Source organism: Paraburkholderia sp. J10-1 (assembly GCF_905220165.1).
Taxonomy (GTDB): domain Bacteria; phylum Pseudomonadota; class Gammaproteobacteria; order Burkholderiales; family Burkholderiaceae; genus Paraburkholderia.
In genome coordinates, this window is sequence record NZ_CAJMYW010000005.1 from 183948 (window position 1) to 200419 (window position 16472).

17 protein-coding genes are annotated in these 16472 nt (G+C 65.2%); 12 read left to right on the top strand and 5 right to left on the bottom strand.

All coding sequences use genetic code 11. The annotated features are described in order from the left end of the window. Window positions 1-41: 41 nt before the first annotated feature. From U5A65_RS18235 to iscX, 10 genes are all read left to right on the top strand, one after another. Window positions 42-272: a hypothetical protein gene (locus U5A65_RS18235; RefSeq protein WP_321908968.1), complete on the top strand. Its 231-nt coding sequence runs from the start codon at window positions 42-44 to the stop codon at window positions 270-272. A gap of 103 nt (window positions 273-375) precedes the next feature. Beyond that, window positions 376-858 (top strand): low molecular weight protein-tyrosine-phosphatase, encoded by a 483-nt coding sequence (locus tag U5A65_RS18240; protein ID WP_321946931.1) that lies wholly within the window; start codon window positions 376-378, stop codon window positions 856-858. 154 nt (window positions 859-1012) lie between these two features. Beyond that, window positions 1013-1546, top strand: coding sequence for a Fe-S cluster assembly transcriptional regulator IscR (iscR, locus tag U5A65_RS18245; RefSeq protein WP_321908964.1), 534 nt, complete (start codon window positions 1013-1015; stop codon window positions 1544-1546). A gap of 90 nt (window positions 1547-1636) precedes the next feature. Beyond that, window positions 1637-2860 carry an IscS subfamily cysteine desulfurase gene (locus U5A65_RS18250; RefSeq protein WP_321934908.1) on the top strand — a complete coding sequence of 408 codons (1224 nt, stop codon included), beginning with the start codon at window positions 1637-1639 and terminating at the stop codon, window positions 2858-2860. Window positions 2861-2971: 111 nt separating this feature from the next. Next, window positions 2972-3376: a Fe-S cluster assembly scaffold IscU gene (iscU, locus tag U5A65_RS18255; RefSeq protein WP_028216879.1), complete on the top strand. Its 405-nt coding sequence runs from the start codon at window positions 2972-2974 to the stop codon at window positions 3374-3376. 143 nt (window positions 3377-3519) lie between these two features. Further along, the gene (gene iscA, locus U5A65_RS18260; RefSeq protein ID WP_028210067.1) at window positions 3520-3843 is read left to right on the top strand and encodes an iron-sulfur cluster assembly protein IscA; all 324 of its coding nucleotides are present in this window, start codon (window positions 3520-3522) and stop codon (window positions 3841-3843) included. A gap of 84 nt (window positions 3844-3927) precedes the next feature. After that, window positions 3928-4476, top strand: a complete 549-nt coding sequence (gene hscB / locus U5A65_RS18265) for a Fe-S protein assembly co-chaperone HscB (RefSeq protein ID WP_321946932.1) — start codon at window positions 3928-3930, stop codon at window positions 4474-4476. Between the two features lie 61 nt (window positions 4477-4537). Beyond that, window positions 4538-6409, top strand: a complete 1872-nt coding sequence (gene hscA / locus U5A65_RS18270) for a Fe-S protein assembly chaperone HscA (protein WP_321946933.1) — start codon at window positions 4538-4540, stop codon at window positions 6407-6409. Between the two features lie 184 nt (window positions 6410-6593). Continuing rightward, window positions 6594-6935: an ISC system 2Fe-2S type ferredoxin gene (gene fdx / locus U5A65_RS18275; protein WP_158757575.1), complete on the top strand. Its 342-nt coding sequence runs from the start codon at window positions 6594-6596 to the stop codon at window positions 6933-6935. 30 nt (window positions 6936-6965) lie between these two features. Further along, window positions 6966-7163, top strand: coding sequence for a Fe-S cluster assembly protein IscX (gene iscX / locus U5A65_RS18280; protein ID WP_028204168.1), 198 nt, complete (start codon window positions 6966-6968; stop codon window positions 7161-7163). Window positions 7164-7269: 106 nt separating this feature from the next. On the opposite strand, the gene U5A65_RS18285 is transcribed toward iscX, so the two are convergent. The 5 genes from U5A65_RS18285 to U5A65_RS18305 form a co-directional block, all read right to left on the bottom strand. Further along, on the bottom strand, window positions 7270-8007 hold the full coding sequence (locus tag U5A65_RS18285) for a glycine zipper 2TM domain-containing protein (RefSeq protein WP_321946934.1): 738 nt from the start codon (window positions 8005-8007) through the stop codon (window positions 7270-7272). Between the two features lie 315 nt (window positions 8008-8322). After that, window positions 8323-9858, bottom strand: coding sequence for a lysine--tRNA ligase (gene lysS / locus U5A65_RS18290; protein ID WP_321908954.1), 1536 nt, complete (start codon window positions 9856-9858; stop codon window positions 8323-8325). Between the two features lie 211 nt (window positions 9859-10069). Continuing rightward, window positions 10070-11174, bottom strand: a protein-coding gene (prfB, locus tag U5A65_RS18295; RefSeq protein ID WP_321908951.1) for a peptide chain release factor 2 whose coding sequence is annotated in 2 segments (ribosomal slippage) — window positions 10070-11092 and window positions 11094-11174 — 1104 coding nt in all. Because the reading frame shifts where the segments join, the coding sequence is not laid out codon by codon here. Between the two features lie 106 nt (window positions 11175-11280). Continuing rightward, on the bottom strand, window positions 11281-12987 hold the full coding sequence (gene recJ, locus U5A65_RS18300) for a single-stranded-DNA-specific exonuclease RecJ (RefSeq protein ID WP_321934907.1): 1707 nt from the start codon (window positions 12985-12987) through the stop codon (window positions 11281-11283). 33 nt (window positions 12988-13020) lie between these two features. Further along, window positions 13021-14148: a regulator gene (locus tag U5A65_RS18305; RefSeq protein WP_321908949.1), complete on the bottom strand. Its 1128-nt coding sequence runs from the start codon at window positions 14146-14148 to the stop codon at window positions 13021-13023. A 341-nt stretch (window positions 14149-14489) separates the two neighbouring features. On the opposite strand from U5A65_RS18305, the gene U5A65_RS18310 reads away from it, so the two are divergent. Together U5A65_RS18310 and lolD are read left to right on the top strand one after the other, a co-directional pair. Beyond that, on the top strand, window positions 14490-15743 hold the full coding sequence (locus U5A65_RS18310) for a lipoprotein-releasing ABC transporter permease subunit (protein WP_321908947.1): 1254 nt from the start codon (window positions 14490-14492) through the stop codon (window positions 15741-15743). Continuing rightward, window positions 15736-16467: a lipoprotein-releasing ABC transporter ATP-binding protein LolD gene (gene lolD / locus U5A65_RS18315; RefSeq protein WP_321908945.1), complete on the top strand. Its 732-nt coding sequence runs from the start codon at window positions 15736-15738 to the stop codon at window positions 16465-16467. Before U5A65_RS18310 ends, lolD begins: the two co-directional genes overlap by 8 nt. Window positions 16468-16472: the final 5 nt, after the last annotated feature.

Sequence of the window (16472 nt, forward strand, 5' to 3'; positions counted from 1 at the left end):
CGTCCGCACCTGTCGCTTCACAGTCGATAGAGAGTCGCATCATGAGAAAGAAAATAACGGTGTACTGGCCGCTGGCGCTGATCGTGCCGCTCGCGGTGATCGCATGGGTCCATGCATGGAAAACCGCCGAGCAGCAAATGCCGCTCGCAGCCGATCAGGTCACGGCGGAACTTGCGCGCGCGGTCTCGTATGGCCTCGTGGGCAGCGAAGGCAAGACGCCGGTGAAGGCAATGAACAGTATTGCGCCGCTGCCGCGAGCCAGCGCGATCTGACGATCCCGCTGGCGTCAACGCGCAGCGCGCACTTCGTGCGCTTTGTATAATTCAAGATTCGCCTGCGCGCACTGAACGCCGACCGCTGTTTCAGCCCCCACGAATGAAAAAGGTTTCCGTCTGCTTCGTTTGTCTTGGCAACATCTGCCGCTCGCCCACGGCCGAGGCCGTGATGTTGCGCCTCGTGGATGAAGCGGGGTTGGCGGGGCACGTCGAGGTCGATTCGGCGGGCACGGGTGACTGGCACATCGGCGAGGCGCCCGACGCGCGCGCGCAGCGGGCAGGCGGCCAGCGCGGCTACGATCTCGCGCCGTTGCGCGCCCGCCAGATCGCTGCCGAGGACTTCGGCCGCTTCGACCTGATCGTGGCGATGGACGACGCGAACGTCAGCGCGCTTCAGGATGTCTGCCCGGCGAGCGAGCGCGACAAGATCCGTTTGTTGATGGAGTTCGCACCGCAGGCGCAAGCGCGGGTGGTAGTCGATCCCTATTTCGGCGGCGCCGCAGGCTTCGAAATGGTGCTCGATCAGTGCGAGGCTGCCTGCGCGGGTCTGCTCGCCGCATTGCGTGGGCAACTGGCGGACTGAGATGAGCGGCGTGGATCTGCCGGATGCAGAAATCGCGCCATTTTTGCGATTCGCAGCGCACCTAATAACCCAGATCGCGACGTTGATACTTGACTAAACTAGTCATGTATTTATACTTGACGAAAATTGTCGAGAATTGCGGTTCCCCTACATCATGAGACTCACCACCAAAGGCCGTTTCGCCGTCACGGCGATGATTGACCTGGCCCTGCGCCAGGAGCAGGGCCCGGTGACGCTTGCGGGTATCAGCCAGCGGCAGCATATCTCGCTGTCGTACCTCGAACAGCTGTTCGGCAAGCTGCGCCGTCATGAAATCGTCGAATCGGTCCGCGGGCCGGGCGGCGGGTACAACCTCGCGCGTCGCGCGGAGGATGTCACGGTCGCGGACATCATCATTGCCGTGGACGAGCCGCTCGACGCCACGCAGTGCGGCGGCAAGGGCGCCTGCGAGGGCACCAAGCAGCACGACGGCCACTGCATGACGCACGAACTCTGGTCGACGCTGAACCAGAAAATGGTCGAGTACCTCGATTCGGTGTCGCTCAAGGATCTGGTGGACAAGCAGCGCGCCCGCGAAGGCGCCGCGCCCGCCGTCCTGCGCGACCGCCGCGCCGAGGCGCCGCCGGTGGAGCCGGTCAGGGCGGTGCCGCTAGGTCCGAACTCGATCTTCAACATGGCGGGTTCGTAGTCCCTTCGAGCGCCGCCAGAACGCCGTAGTTGGCCGCAGTTGACAATACAGACAGTACAGCGCAGCACACAAGATTCCCCGGAGCGATAGATGAATAACGACATTCCCCACCTGCCCATTTACATGGACTACAGCGCGACGACCCCCGTCGACCCGCGCGTGGTGGACAAGATGATTCCGTATCTGCGTGAGCAGTTCGGCAATCCGGCGTCGCGCAGCCACGCTTATGGCTGGGACGCGGAGCATGCTGTCGAGGAAGCGCGCGAGCAGGTCGCCGCGCTCGTCAACGCCGACCCGCGCGAAATCATCTGGACCTCCGGCGCGACCGAATCGGACAACCTCGCGATCAAGGGCGCCGCGCACTTCTACAAGAGCAAGGGTAAGCACATCATCACGGTCAAGACCGAGCACAAGGCCGTGCTCGACACCTGTCGTGAACTCGAGCGCGAAGGCTACGAAGTCACCTATCTGGACGTCAAGGACGACGGCCTGATCGACCTCGACGTGTTCAAGGCCGCGCTGCGTCCCGACACGATCCTCGTTTCCGTCATGCACGTGAACAACGAGATCGGCGTGATCCAGGACATCGAGACGATCGGCGAGATCTGCCGCGAAAAGGGCATCATTTTTCACGTCGATGCCGCGCAGTCCACGGGCAAGGCGCCCATCGACCTGCAAAAGCTCAAGGTCGACCTGATGTCGTTCTCGGCGCACAAGACCTACGGCCCGAAGGGCATCGGCGCGCTGTACGTGCGTCGCAAGCCGCGCGTGCGCATCGAAGCGCAGATGCACGGCGGCGGTCACGAGCGCGGCATGCGCTCGGGCACGCTGGCGACGCACCAGATCGTCGGCATGGGCGAAGCGTTCCGCATCGCGCGTGAAGAGATGGCCACGGAAAACGAGCGCGTGCGCATGCTGCGCGACAAGCTCCTGCGCGGCCTGAAGGAAATCGAAGAAACGTATGTGAACGGCGACATGGAACAGCGTGTCCCGCACAACCTGAACATCAGCTTCAACTTCGTCGAAGGCGAGTCGCTGATCATGGCGGTCAAGGACGTGGCGGTGTCGTCGGGTTCGGCTTGCACGTCTGCGTCGCTCGAGCCGTCGTATGTGCTGCGCGCGCTCGGCCGCAACGACGAACTGGCGCACAGCTCGATCCGCTTCACGGTGGGCCGTTTCACGACGGAACAGGACGTCGATTACGTCATCAACCTGCTGAAGACGAAGATCGCCAAGCTGCGCGAGCTGTCGCCGCTGTGGGAAATGCACCAGGACGGCATCGATCTGTCGACCATTCAGTGGGCGGCGCACTAAGGCTTTCGCGGCGCAGTCAGCATCGCGCAGTTGCATCGAAAACGAACCGGCCGCAGCGCAATGAGCAGAGCACTGCATGCAGCGCGGCCAACGAATTGAAGGAGTGTGATCATGGCATATAGCGACAAGGTTCTGGACCACTACGAAAACCCGCGCAACGTCGGCTCGTTCGCCAAGGACGACGACGCGGTCGGCACCGGCATGGTCGGCGCGCCTGCGTGCGGCGACGTGATGAAGCTGCAGATCCGCGTGGGCGCGGACGGCGTGATCGAAGACGCGAAGTTCAAGACCTACGGCTGCGGCTCGGCGATCGCTTCGAGCTCGCTCGTGACCGAGTGGGTGAAGGGCAAGACGCTCGACCAGGCCCTCGACATCAAGAACACGCAGATCGCCGAAGAACTGGCGCTGCCGCCGGTGAAGATCCACTGCTCGATTCTCGCGGAAGACGCAATCAAGGCAGCGGTCGCGGATTATCGCCAGCGTCACACGACTGAAGCGAAGGCCGACGCGGCGTAAGCGCGGCAGCGTCGATGCAGGAAGGCGCCGGACCATGGGGTGCGGCGCTCTGGGACTAACGATTTTGGATGCAGCAGGGTTGCGTCGCGACGCAAGGGAAGGCGAGAGCCGAACCCGGCGGCGCGAGGCGCGGCGAAGATGCTATGGCAATTACGTTGACTGAAAAAGCGGCACAGCACGTGCAAAAGTACCTGACCCGTCGCGGCAAGGGCGTGGGCCTGCGTCTTGGCGTGCGCACGACGGGCTGCTCGGGCCTCGCGTACAAGCTCGAGTACGTCGACGAGCTCGCGCCCGAGGACAACGTCTTCGAGAGCCACGGCGTGAAGGTCATCGTCGACCCGAAGAGCCTTGCCTATATCGACGGCACGCAACTCGACTTCGTGCGCGAAGGCCTGAACGAGGGCTTCCGGTTCAACAACCCGAATGTGAAGGACGAGTGCGGCTGCGGCGAGTCCTTCCGCGTTTGAGCCCGCGTCGAGCGGTGAAAAGGCGGCCTGTGCCGCCTTTTTGATTTTGATGGCCCTGATAGACCCACCCGAACGTTCCAGCCGATGAGCACGCCTTCCACGTCTACCCGATCGCTCTCCGACAGCCACTTCGTGCTGTTCGGCCTGCCCGAGCAGTTCGCGATCGATGCGAACGCGCTCGACCACGCCTACCGCACGGTGCAGGCGCAGGTGCATCCCGACCGTTTCGCCGCGGCCGGCGAGGCGCAAAAGCGCATCGCCATGCAATGGGCGACGCGCACGAACGAGGCGTACCAGACGCTGCGCGATCCGCTCAAGCGCGCGAAGTATCTGCTGCATTTGCGCGGTATCGACGTGGGCGCAGAGAACAACACCGCGATGGAGTCCGCGTTCCTCATGCAGCAAATGGAGTGGCGCGAGGCGATTGAAGACGCGGTCGGCGCGAAGAACGTCGATGCGCTCGATGCGCTCGCGGGCGAGCTGCGCGACGACGAACGCGTGCGCTTCACGAAGCTCGCGGCGCTGCTCGACAGCGGCTCGAACCAGCCGGCCGCCGAGGCGGTGCGCCAGCTCATGTTCATTGAGCGCGTGGCGGGCGAGATCGACTCGCAGATCGAGCGTCTCGAAGGCTGAAGCGGATATCGGGCGCTCGCGCTCATCAGGTTTAAAGCAGGTTAAAAAGCAGATTACACAGATGGCATTACTGCAAATCTCCGAACCCGGCATGGCGCCGGCGCCGCATCAGCGGCGACTCGCCGTCGGCATCGACCTCGGCACGACGAACTCGCTGGTCGCAGCGGTGCGCAGCGGCGTGCCCGACGTGCTGCCCGACGAAGACGGCCACGTGCTGCTGCCTTCGGTCGTGCGCTATCTCGCGAATGGCGGCCGTCGGATCGGCCGCACGGCGAAGGCTGAAGCCGCCACCGATCCGCGCAACACGATCGTGTCGGTCAAGCGCTTCATGGGCCGCGGCAAGTCCGAAGTCGAAGGCGCGGCCAACGCGCCGTACGATTTCGTCGACGCGCCGGGGATGGTGCAGATCCAGACCGTGGACGGCGTGAAGAGCCCCGTCGAAGTTTCGGCGGAGATTCTCGCGACGCTGCGCCAGCGCGCCGAAGACACGCTCGGCGACGAGCTCGTCGGCGCCGTCATCACGGTGCCTGCGTACTTCGACGAAGCGCAGCGCCAGGCGACCAAGGACGCCGCGCGTCTCGCGGGCCTGAACGTGCTGCGTCTGCTCAACGAGCCGACCGCGGCGGCGATTGCCTACGGGCTCGACAACGGCGCCGAAGGTCTCTACGCGGTCTATGACCTCGGCGGCGGCACGTTCGACCTGTCGATTCTCAAGCTCACGAAGGGCGTGTTCGAAGTGCTGGCGGCCGGCGGCGATTCGGCGCTCGGCGGCGACGATTTCGACCACGCGCTTTTCGCGCATGCGCTGGAGCAGTCCGGCATCGAGCGCGCGAGCCTCGCACCCGAAGACGTGCGCCTGTTGCTCGACCGCGTGCGCGATGCGAAGGAGGCGCTCTCGTCCGCGCCCGAGGCGCGCATCGAGGCGAGCCTGTCGAGCGGCAAGCAGATCGCGCTGACGATCGACGAGCCGCGCTTCGAAGCGCTCACGCAAGCGCTCGTGCAGCGCACGCTCACGCCGACAAAGAAGGCGCTGCGCGACGCAAAGGTGGCTGCGAAAGACGTGAAGGGCGTGGTGCTGGTGGGCGGTGCGACGCGCATGCCGGTGATCCGCCGCGCCGTGGAGCAGCACTTCGGCCAGGCGCCGCTTACGAATCTCGACCCGGACCAGGTCGTCGCGCTCGGCGCGGCGATCCAGGCCGACCTGCTCGCGGGCAACCGCGGCGTCGAGGACGACTGGCTGCTGCTCGACGTCATTCCGCTGTCGCTCGGTGTGGAGACGATGGGGGGCCTCGTCGAGAAGATCATCCCGCGCAATTCGACCATCCCGGTCGCGCGAGCGCAGGACTTCACGACCTTCAAGGACGGCCAGACGGCCATGGCGATTCACGTCGTGCAAGGCGAGCGCGAACTCGTTGCCGACTGCCGCTCGCTCGCGCGTTTCGAGCTGCGCGGCATTCCGCCGATGGCGGCGGGCGCGGCGCGCATTCGCGTGACTTACCAGGTGGATGCGGACGGCCTCTTGTCCGTGTTCGCGCGCGAGCAGCTCTCGGGCGTGGAAGCGTCGGTGGTGGTGAAGCCGTCCTACGGTCTCGCCGATGACGACGTGGCCCGCATGCTCGAAGACAGCTTCAAGACCGCCGAAGTCGACATGCGCGCCCGCGCGCTGCGCGAGGCACAGGTCGAGGCGCAACGCATCGTCGAAGCGACGAACGCCGCTTTGGGCGCCGATGGCGAACTGCTCGACGAAGCCGAGCGTGCGCAAGTCGACGCGCTGATCGCCGCGCTCGCGCAAGTCGCGCAGGGCGACGACGCCGGCACGATCGAAGCGGCGACGAAGGCGCTTTCCGAAGGCACCGACGAGTTTGCCGCGCGCCGGATGAACAAGGGCATCAAGCGCGCGCTGGCGGGCAAGAAGCTCGACGAGATCGGCTGAAGCCGCGGTTAAAAGCGTGGCTGAAACCTCAACAGCTTAAAGGTGACCGCGTCGTTAGCAAACGGCGCGCGCGTGCGTGCTTTCCCGATGTGGCGGAGCACGCACCGACAGTAGAATGGGCACATGCCGTCGTCGGAGGCGGGGCATGCGCCCGATATGAAAGTTATTGGATACGGAAATCACAATGCCTCAAATCGTGGTGCTGCCCCATGTCGAACTGTGCCCTGAGGGTGCGGTCATCGACGCCAAGCCGGGCGAGAGCGTGTGCGACGCGCTGCTCGAACACGGTATCGAAATCGAGCACGCATGCGAGAAGTCGTGCGCCTGCACGACCTGTCACGTGATCGTGCGCGAAGGTTTCGATGCGCTCGTGCCGTCCGAGGAAGACGAAGACGATCTCCTCGACAAGGCGTGGGGACTCGAGCCGACATCGCGGCTGTCGTGCCAGGCCATCGTGCCTGCGAACGACGATCTGGTGGTCGAGATTCCGCGTTACTCGATCAACCACGCGAAGGAAAACCACTGAGCCACTGAACATCAGGAGGAGCGCGCAGCCATGAAATGGACCGATACGCAGGACATCGCGATGGCCTTGACGGACACCCATCCAGAAGTGGACCCGCAGTACGTGCGCTTCACCGATCTGCACCGCTGGATCACGCAGCTCGACGGCTTCGACGACGACCCCGAGCGCTCGAACGAGAAGATTCTCGAGGCGATCCAGGCGGCGTGGATCGAAGACGCGGACTACTGATTCCCGGCACGCCCGCGAAGCAGACGAAAAGACGAGAAAAAGGCGATTTGCCCTTACGGCAAATCGCCTTTTTTATTGCGCAACTAGCTTCCCGGCGTCAGCGCAATCAACCCGCGACCAGCGTGCCGTTCTCCACGCGCACGCGCTCGCCCTGCTGGAACGGCGGCGCTTCGTGATACGTGAAGTAGCGCGTCTTGCCGTTCTCCATGCGCACGCGCACCGAATAGGTTGTCGTGCTGCGCAGGTGCTTTTCGACCGAGTTGCCCGCGAAGCCGCCACCGAGTGCACCTAGCAACGTCATGGCCGTGCGGCCGTTACCCGAGCCGAACTGGTTGCCGACCACGCCGCCGGCCACCGCGCCGCCCACGGCGCCGATACCGGTACCGTGGCCTTCTTGCTTTGCCTCGGAAATCGCGACGACCGTGCCGCACGTCGAACACGCGGGCTGGGCGGGCGGCGCTTCCTGTGTGTACTGCTGTTGCGAAGGCTGCGGCGGCTGGCCAGGCTGTTGACCATATTGCTGCGCAGGCGCGACGGGCACGGCCGCTGGCTGTTGAGCCTGTACCGGCGCCGGTTGCGTCTCGGCGGGCGCATTCTGGTCGTTCTGCGCGTATTGCGAAGCCTGCACCGGCCTCGTCGAGTCAACGACAGCCGGCTGTGAAGCCGTCATCGACGTCTGTCCCGTCTGCACCTGAGCGCTTTGCTCGGTGGTGCTGGAGGCTTTCGGGAAAACGCCGGTGATGGCTGCGGTGGCCGCGAGGCTCGCGACGATGACGGCCGCCGCCGCGGTTGCGATCAACGGGTGGAGGCGGCGTTTCGGTGTGGTTGGATCAGTTGTGTTCATGACAGGCTCCGTCTTTGGCAGAGTTGGCTCGCTTGTGAGACTTGTGAGACCCAGTGTGAGCCAATCCAATTCTGTGAGCGTTTCAATTTGTAACCCGGCGCATCGGCGGCATTGTGACGAAAAGTGCGCAATCGTCGCGCAGCGTTGCACAGCGCGGTTTTCCACGCTGGCGCAATGGATGTGCCCGTTTCAGCCGCTGCGCTAGCCGGCAGATCTTACCGATGGTTACAAACCTGGGCGTTGAGATGCCATAAAGAAACGGGGCGCATGCGGTGTGAACCGCATGCGCCCCGTCATGTCAGGCAGAGCTTGCGCTTAGTCTTCGCGGCGCAGGTGCGGGAAGAGGATCACGTCACGAATGCTGGCGCTGTCCGTGAGCAGCATGATCAGGCGGTCGATGCCGATGCCGCAGCCGCCCGTCGGGGGCATGCCGTACTCGAGCGCGCGGATGTAGTCGGCGTCGTAAAACATCGCTTCTTCGTCGCCGGCGTCTTTCTGCTCGACCTGCTTCTTGAAGCGGGCGGCCTGGTCTTCCGGATCGTTCAGCTCCGAGAAACCGTTGGCGATCTCGCGGCCCGTGATGAACAGCTCGAAGCGTTCGGTAATGCCCGGCAGCGTGTCCGAGGCGCGAGCAAGCGGCGAGACTTCGACGGGATAGTCGATGATGTAGGTCGGCTCCCAAAGCTGCGACTCGGCGGTCTCTTCGAACAGCGCCAGTTGCAGCGAACCCACGCCCGCATTCAGGAACTGCGGCTGGTTGGCGTCCACGCCGAACTTCTTCAGTTCCGAGCGCAGGAAGGCGGCGTCGGCGAGTTGCTCGTTCGTGTACTGCGGCGCGTACTTCTGGATCGCCTGGACGATCGTCAAGCGATGGAACGGCTTCGAGAGGTCGAGTTCGCGGCCCTGATACGTCAGCACGGCGGTGCCGCTCGCGTCGATGGCGGCCTGGCGGATCAGCTGCTCGGTGAAGTCCATGAGCCACGCGTAGTCGGTGTACGCCGCGTAGAACTCCATCATCGTGAATTCCGGATTGTGACGCGGCGAAACGCCTTCGTTACGGAAATTCCGGTTGATTTCGAACACGCGCTCGAAGCCGCCCACGATCAGACGCTTCAGATACAGCTCGGGCGCGATGCGCATGAACATCTGCATGTCGAGCGCGTTGTGATGCGTGACGAACGGCTTGGCGGCCGCGCCGCCCGGGATCGGGTGCAGCATCGGCGTTTCGACTTCCATGAAGTCTGCGTTCGCCATGAAGTTGCGCACCGACGAGATTGCCTTGGTGCGCGCCTGGAACGTCTGACGCGCTTCGGGCGTGACGATCAGGTCGACATAGCGCTGGCGATAGCGCATTTCCTGGTCGGAGAGGCCGTGGAACTTGTCCGGCAGCGGGCGCAGTGCCTTCGAGAGCAGGCGCAGTTCCGTGCAGCGGACCGAAAGCTCGCCCTTGTTGGTGCGAAACAGCACGCCCTTGGCCGCGACGATGTCGCCCAGGTCCCACTTCTTGAACGCTTCGTAGGTGGCTTCGCCCACGTCGGCGGGCGTGATGAAGAACTGGATCTGGCCCGAGCCGTCGCGCACCGTTGCGAAGCTCGCCTTGCCCATCACGCGCTTGAGCATCATGCGGCCGGCAATGGCGACTTCGAGCGGATTCGCTTCGAGCGCGTCCTTGTCGGTGTCGGCGTAGTCGCGCTGCAGGTCGGCGGCGTGGTGGGTGGGGCGGAAGTCGTTCGGATAGGCGACGCCTGCCTCGCGCAGTGCGCGCAGTTTCTCGCGACGCTCGGCGATGATCTGGTTGTCGTCGAGTTCGGGCGCGGCGCTGGGCGCGTTCTGCTGGGTCGGTTCGGTCATGATGGCTCGGAGTTCTTTGATTCGCAGGTGTTTCGGCGAGTTTTCGGGGCGGCGGCCCCGGTATGGTCCTTCGCGGGACACGGCGCGCACGGCGCGCAGATAAGCGGACTTCGGTTCCTGCTGCGCGCCGCATGCCTCGCAGTCGAGGCGGGCGGCGCAGCAGGAGAGGGCGGCATGCGGTGTTCTGCAGCGCCCGTGGCGTGCGGCAAGCTTACACGCCCTGTTTCAGGCTCGCGCTGATGAAGGCGTCGAGATCGCCGTCGAGCACGGCCTTGGTGTTGCTGATTTCGACGTTGGTGCGCAGGTCCTTGATACGGCTGTTGTCGAGCACGTAAGAGCGGATCTGGTGGCCCCAGCCCACGTCCGACTTGCCCGCTTCGAGCTTGTCCTGTTCCGACTGGCGCTTGCGCATTTCGGCTTCGTACAGGCGCGATTTGAGCATGGCCATGGCTTCGGCGCGGTTGCGGTGCTGCGAGCGGTCGTTCTGGCACTGCACGACGATGCCCGACGGAACGTGCGTAATACGCACGGCGGAGTCGGTCTTGTTGATGTGCTGACCGCCCGCGCCCGAAGCGCGGTACGTGTCGATGCGCAGATCGGCCGGATTGACTTCGATCTCGAACGAATCGTCGATTTCCGGATACACGAACACCGACGAGAACGACGTATGACGCCCGCCCGACGAGTCGAACGGCGACTTGCGCACGAGGCGGTGAATGCCGGTTTCGGTGCGCAGGAACCCGTAGGCATATTCGCCTTCGACCTTGATCGTCGCGCTCTTGATGCCGGCCACGTCGCCTTCGGACTCTTCGAGCACTTCGGTCTTGAAGCCCTTGCGTTCGCAGTAGCGCACGTACTGGCGCAGCAGCATGGAAGCCCAGTCGCACGCCTCGGTGCCGCCGGCGCCGGCCTGGATGTCGATGAACGCGTTGTTCGGGTCGGCCGGATTCGCGAACATGCGGCGGAACTCGACGTCGGCGACGCGTGCTTCGATCGCGTGAGTGTCGGTTTCGATGGCGACGAGCGTGTCCTCATCGCCTTCCTCGCGGGCCATCTCGAAGAGATCCTGCGTGTCGCGCGTGTCGTTCTCGATGCCGTCGAGCACGTGCACGACGCCCTCGAGCAGCTTCTTTTCCTTGCCGAGACCCTGGGCGTGCTTGGCGTCGTTCCAGACGTTGGGGTCTTCGAGTTCGCTGTTGACTTCGACGAGCCGTCGGGCTTTTACGTCGTAGTCAAAGATACCCCCGTAGCTCGCCCGCGCGCATGCGCAGGTCCGCCAAAAGGGCTTCGATCGCGTTGAGACGTTCCGCTTCCATTTGTGTCGTGATCCGGCGTGTAAAACATTGAATTATAGCCGATTGGACCCGGATCAAGGGCGGCGCGGACCATCTGGGGGCCCGCGCGTGGGCGCTCATGGCGCACTCAGAGCGCCGCGTGCTCCACGACGAGTTGCACGCGCGAGACGCCGTTCCAGGTGTCGCGCACGAGCCGGTAAGCGACCGTGGTGTGCTGCGGCAGCGACTCGGTGTGATTGAACCAGATCGCGTTGAAGCGCTGGCGCCCGCGCAGCAATTGCAGCTTGAGGTGCTTGTCTTTCACGAGCGCCTGCGAAGCCACTTCGAATTCTCCCGAAAACACGGGCGCCGGAAAGCCTTGGCCCCACACGGCGGCATCGAGCATCTCCACGAAATCGGGCGTGAAGTAGGCGTCTTCGAGATCGCCGTCAGTCTCGACGGTGCGGGCGAGCGCTTCTTCGGTGAGCCATTCGCGGCCCACGCGTTCGAACGCGGCGGCGAATCGCGGCACATCGGCGGCGGCGATCGTCATGCCCGCGGCCATGGCGTGGCCGCCGAACTTCTGGATCAGGCCCGGCTCGCGTTTGCTGATGAGATCGACGGCGTCGCGCAGATGGAAACCGGGGATCGAACGGCCCGAGCCTTTCACGAGTTCGCCGTCGTCGTCAGCCGGGGCGAAGGTGAACGAGGGGCGATGAAAGCGCTCCTTCAGGCGCCCCGCGACGATGCCGATCACGCCCTGGTGCCAGCCTTCGTTGAACAGCGTGAGCGTGGCCTTGCCTTGCGGGTCGACATCGGCGAGATCGGCAAGCGCCTGCTGCTGCATGCCCGCCTCGATCTCGCGGCGCTCGCGGTTCATCGAGTCGAGCTGCTGGGCGAGTTCCCACGCGCGGCCCACGTCGTCGGTGGTCAGGCATTCGATGCCGAGCGACATGTCCGAAAGCCGGCCGGCTGCGTTCAGACGGGGCCCGAGCGCGAAACCAAAGTCAAAGCCCGAGGCGCTTTTCGCGTCGCGCCCCGCAGCGCGAAAGAGCGCTGCGATGCCCGGCTGCATGCGGCCGTTGCGCACGCGCTGCAAGCCCTGCGCGACTAGCACGCGGTTGTTGCAGTCGAGCTTCACGACGTCGGCCACGGTGCCGAGCGCGACGAGATCGAGCAGGCCGTCGAGGCGCGGCTCGGGCTTGCCATCGCTGAACGCGCCGCGCTTGCGCAATTCCGCGCGCAGCGCGAGCAGCGTGTAGAACATGACGCCCACGCCCGCGATGCACTTGCTCGGAAACTCGCAACCCGGCTGGTTCGGATTGACGATGGCGCGCGCGTCGGGGAGCGTGTCGCCCGGCAGGTGGTGATCGGTCACGAGCACTTCGATGCCGAGCTCGTTGGCGGCTTCGACGCCTTCCACACTGGCGATGCCGTTGTCCACCGTGATCAGGACGTCGGGTGGCCCGCCTTTGCGTTGGGCGGCGAGCGCGACGATCTCAGGTGTGAGGCCGTAGCCATACTCGAAGCGGTTCGGCACGAGATAGTCGATCTGCGCGCCGAACATGCGCAGGCCGCGTACGGCCACGGCGCAGGCGGTCGCGCCGTCGCAGTCGTAGTCGGCGACCACGAGCATGCGGCAATCGGCTTCAAGCGCGTCGGCGAGCAGCGTGGCGGCCTCGTCGATGCCCTTCATGCCCGTGGGCGGAATCAGGCGCGCGAGTCCGGTTTCGATCTCGTCGGGCTGGCAGACGCCGCGCGAGGCGTAAAGGCGTGCGAGCACCGGATGCAGGCCGTGGCGCACGAGCGCTTCGGTGTCGGCGGGCGAGCAGGCGCGGGTGACGATTCGGGTCATGCGTGAGTGCGGAAGAAAGAGGTCATTCGGGGATCATTCGATAAAGAGCGACGCGAACAGACGGCGTCGCCAGAACTTGCGCAGATCGCCGCGCGTGATGGAGAGCGTGACCGAGCCGGTGTCGCCGCACAGCGTGAGGTCGAGCGCGGCGAGCGCGCCCGTTTGCAGCGCGGCGAGCGCGGGCGCGAACCAGTCGCGCTCCAGTTGCGCGAACGCGGCGTTCCAGCGGCCCCAGTCCTGCTGGATGAAGGCGGCTGAAAACGGATCGAGTTCGACGAGCGTCGCCCCCGTGCCCGAACCGTTGTTGAGCGAGGCTGCGAGCGCGGCGAAGGTCGCAGGCGCGGCACTGACTTCCGACTTCGCGGCGAGTGCCAGGCCACGTGTGGCGGCTGCGTCGGAGCGCACGCGTGCATAAGGGCTCGTGACCGGGCGCAGCTCGCCTTGCGCGTGGAACCAGATCGAATTGACGGCGGGCAGACCGCGCGCCTCGCGCGCCTCGTTCACAGGATGCTCGAACCACGCCATCTGCACTTCGTTCTGCACCTTCATCCACGCGCGCGAACGCTGGCCCGACTGGGCCTCGTGCGGCAGCCAGATCTCGATGTTGCGGCCGCTCGCGCGCAAGGGCGAAGCGCCCGCGAGCGTGCCGAACGCTTCTGAGGAGAGGTACCAGCGCTGCGGAGTCGGAGCCTCGACGCGCACGCCCAGCTCTTCGATCAGCGGGCGGGCGACGGTGTAGAGCGTGGCGGCGTCGGCGTCGGCGAGTTCGAGCGAAGCGGGGTCGATCAGCACCAGATGGTCGTGCGCGATGCGCACGTGCACGGGCTGCACGCATGCCCACGTGGCGTTGCCTGGCGTGCCGCCATCGGCGAGCAGCATGTAGGGCGCAAGGGGCGCTTCGTCGTCGGCGGCCGGCGCGGGTCTTGCGTCGTTTGCGTTCGCGGCACCGAGCGCGCCGAACTGGCGCGCAACCCAGCGCTCGTGCGGCAGCGTGCGCTGGAAGTCCTCGCCGATCACCTGCTCGCCGAGTGTCGCGCGCGCAACCAGTTTCGCGAGCGCCGGGTATTCGAGGCCCGCAAGCGCGGTGGAGGCGGCCGCAGCGGACGGCAAGGCAAAAGGAACGAGGAGATGGAGTCGGTCGGCGGGCATGATGGTGCGCATTGTACTTCGGCGCCTGGCGCGCCGGGCGGCCCTCTGGCGTATCGCAACGGGCCCGCATCGCTCCGTTATGCTTGTGCGGCGGCACTTGTGGACGAAATGCGGCTCGAAGGAGAGGGCGGGCAAACGCCCGCGGGCCGTGCGTGTCGCAGGCGCGCAAGTTTGTGCGATCGCCGGCGAAAGTCGGTCGAATGTCCGTGGAGGGGCGCCAGTATGGCAAACTTCGCGGTTGATCGCCGCCCGACCCGGCACGATATTGTTCGGGCGTCCGGCGCACTGGCCCCAGGGTCACCCAGGGTCAATACGCGCCGCCGGAGCGCAACGAAGACGCAAAAAGGATTCGCTTGAAACTTCCCTACGAATGGCAGATAGGCTGGCGCTACACCCGCGCCGGCAAACGCACGACCGGCAACGGGTTCATCTCGTTCATCGCGCTCATCTCGATGTCGGGCATCGCGCTCGGCGTCGCGGCGCTGATCGTCGTGCTCTCGGTGATGAACGGCTTCCAGCGCGACGTGCGCGACCGCATGCTCTCCGTGCTCGCGCACATCGAGATCTTTTCGCCCACGGGCACGATGCCAGACTGGCAGCTCACCGCGAAGGAAGCGAAGACCAATCCGGAAGTGATCGGCGCGGCGCCTTACGTGGACGCCCAGGCGCTGCTCACGCGCGGTGACAGCGTGAACGGCGTCGCGCTGCGCGGTATCGAGCCTTCCGAAGAGCCGCAGGTGTCGGACATCGGCAAGGAGATGAAGGCGGGCAGCCTGAACGACCTCACGCCCGGCAGCTTCGGTATCGTGCTCGGCGCCGATCTCGCCGTGAACCTCGGCGTTACAGTGGGCGACAAGGTCACGCTCGTCGCGCCCGAGGGCTCGATCACGCCGGCCGGCATGCTGCCGCGCCTGAAGCAGTTCACGGTGGTGGGCGTGTTCGAATCGGGCCACTACGAGTACGACAGCACGCTCGCGCTCACCAACATCCGCGACGCGGAAGTGCTGTATCGCCTCGGCGCGCCAAGCGGCGTGCGTCTGCGCCTGAAGGACATGCAACGCGCGCCGGCGGTGGCGCGCCAGCTCGTGCATACGCTCTCGGGCGACCTCTATATCCGCGACTGGACGCAGCAGAACAAGACCTGGTTCTCGGCCGTGCAGATCGAAAAACGCATGATGTTCATCATCCTCACGCTCATCATCGCGGTCGCGGCGTTCAATCTCGTTTCGTCTCTAGTCATGACCGTCACCAACAAGCAGGCCGATATCGCGATCCTGCGCACGCTCGGCGCGCAGCCGGGCTCGATCATGAAAATCTTCGTCGTGCAGGGCGTGACGATCGGCTTCGTGGGCACCGGCCTCGGCATTGCGCTCGGTTGCCTGATCGCATGGAGCATTCCATGGAGCGTGCCGGCGATCGAGCATCTGCTCGGCATCCAGTTCCTGCCGCCTTCGGTGTATTTCATCAGCGAGCTGCCTTCGGAACTCGTGGCGTCCGACGTGATCCGCATCGGCGTGATTGCGTTCGTGCTGTCCGCGCTCGCCACGCTCTATCCGAGCTGGCGTGCGGCCAAGGTTCGTCCTGCGGAGGCGCTGCGCTATGAATGACCGTCAATCGCTGATCGCCGCGGCCGGCGACTATCCGTATGTGCTCGAAGCGCACGGCGTCTCGAAGGTCTTCGGCCAGGGCGCGCTTGCCGTGCAGGTGCTGCACGACACCGATCTGAAAGTGAAGCGCGGTGAAAAGCTCGCCGTGGTGGGCGCGTCGGGTTCGGGCAAGAGCACGCTGCTGCACGTGCTGGGCGGGCTCGATGAGCCGGGCGCGGGCAAGGTCTCGGTGCTCGGCAAGCCGTTCACCGAGCTTTCCGAGCGCGAGCGCAACGAGTTGCGCAATCGCGCGCTCGGGTTCGTCTATCAGTTCCACCATCTGCTGCCCGAGTTTTCGGCGCTCGACAACGTGGCGATGCCGCTGCGCATTCGCCGCATGACGCAGGAAGACGCGCGCGCCGAGGCGATGCAGATTCTGGAGCGCGTGGGCCTGTCGCATCGTGCGCGCAACCGGCCGGGCGAGCTTTCGGGCGGCGAGCGCCAGCGCGTGGCGATCGCACGTGCGCTCGTGACGAAGCCCGCGTGCGTGCTCGCCGACGAACCCACGGGCAACCTCGACGGCACGACGGCGGATACCGTCTTCAACCTGATGCTCGAACTTTCCGACCAGTTCGACACGAGCTTCGTGATCGTCACGCACGATCCCGACCTCGCGGCGCGCTGCGACCGCATTGTGCGTTTGCGCGACGGCATGCTGCACGAGGAACCGGTCGTCCCGGTCTGAGCTTT

Bases quoted from the DNA above. Each gene is read 5' to 3' on its own strand.
- hscB (WP_321946932.1), top strand. From the start codon at position 3,928: ATGAGCACGCCTTCCACGTCTACCCGATCGCTCTCCGACAGCCACTTC.
- U5A65_RS18240 (WP_321946931.1), top strand. From the start codon at position 376: ATGAAAAAGGTTTCCGTCTGCTTCGTTTGTCTTGGCAACATCTGCCGC.
- fdx (WP_158757575.1), top strand. From the start codon at position 6,594: ATGCCTCAAATCGTGGTGCTGCCCCATGTCGAACTGTGCCCTGAGGGT.
- hscA (WP_321946933.1), top strand. From the start codon at position 4,538: ATGGCATTACTGCAAATCTCCGAACCCGGCATGGCGCCGGCGCCGCAT.
- iscA (WP_028210067.1), top strand. From the start codon at position 3,520: ATGGCAATTACGTTGACTGAAAAAGCGGCACAGCACGTGCAAAAGTAC.
- recJ (WP_321934907.1), bottom strand. From the start codon at position 12,987: ATGACCCGAATCGTCACCCGCGCCTGCTCGCCCGCCGACACCGAAGCG.
- iscU (WP_028216879.1), top strand. From the start codon at position 2,972: ATGGCATATAGCGACAAGGTTCTGGACCACTACGAAAACCCGCGCAAC.
- lysS (WP_321908954.1), bottom strand. From the start codon at position 9,858: ATGACCGAACCGACCCAGCAGAACGCGCCCAGCGCCGCGCCCGAACTC.
- U5A65_RS18250 (WP_321934908.1), top strand. From the start codon at position 1,637: ATGAATAACGACATTCCCCACCTGCCCATTTACATGGACTACAGCGCG.
- lolD (WP_321908945.1), top strand. From the start codon at position 15,736: ATGAATGACCGTCAATCGCTGATCGCCGCGGCCGGCGACTATCCGTAT.
- U5A65_RS18235 (WP_321908968.1), top strand. From the start codon at position 42: ATGAGAAAGAAAATAACGGTGTACTGGCCGCTGGCGCTGATCGTGCCG.
- iscX (WP_028204168.1), top strand. From the start codon at position 6,966: ATGAAATGGACCGATACGCAGGACATCGCGATGGCCTTGACGGACACC.
- iscR (WP_321908964.1), top strand. From the start codon at position 1,013: ATGAGACTCACCACCAAAGGCCGTTTCGCCGTCACGGCGATGATTGAC.
- U5A65_RS18285 (WP_321946934.1), bottom strand. From the start codon at position 8,007: ATGAACACAACTGATCCAACCACACCGAAACGCCGCCTCCACCCGTTG.
- U5A65_RS18305 (WP_321908949.1), bottom strand. From the start codon at position 14,148: ATGCGCACCATCATGCCCGCCGACCGACTCCATCTCCTCGTTCCTTTT.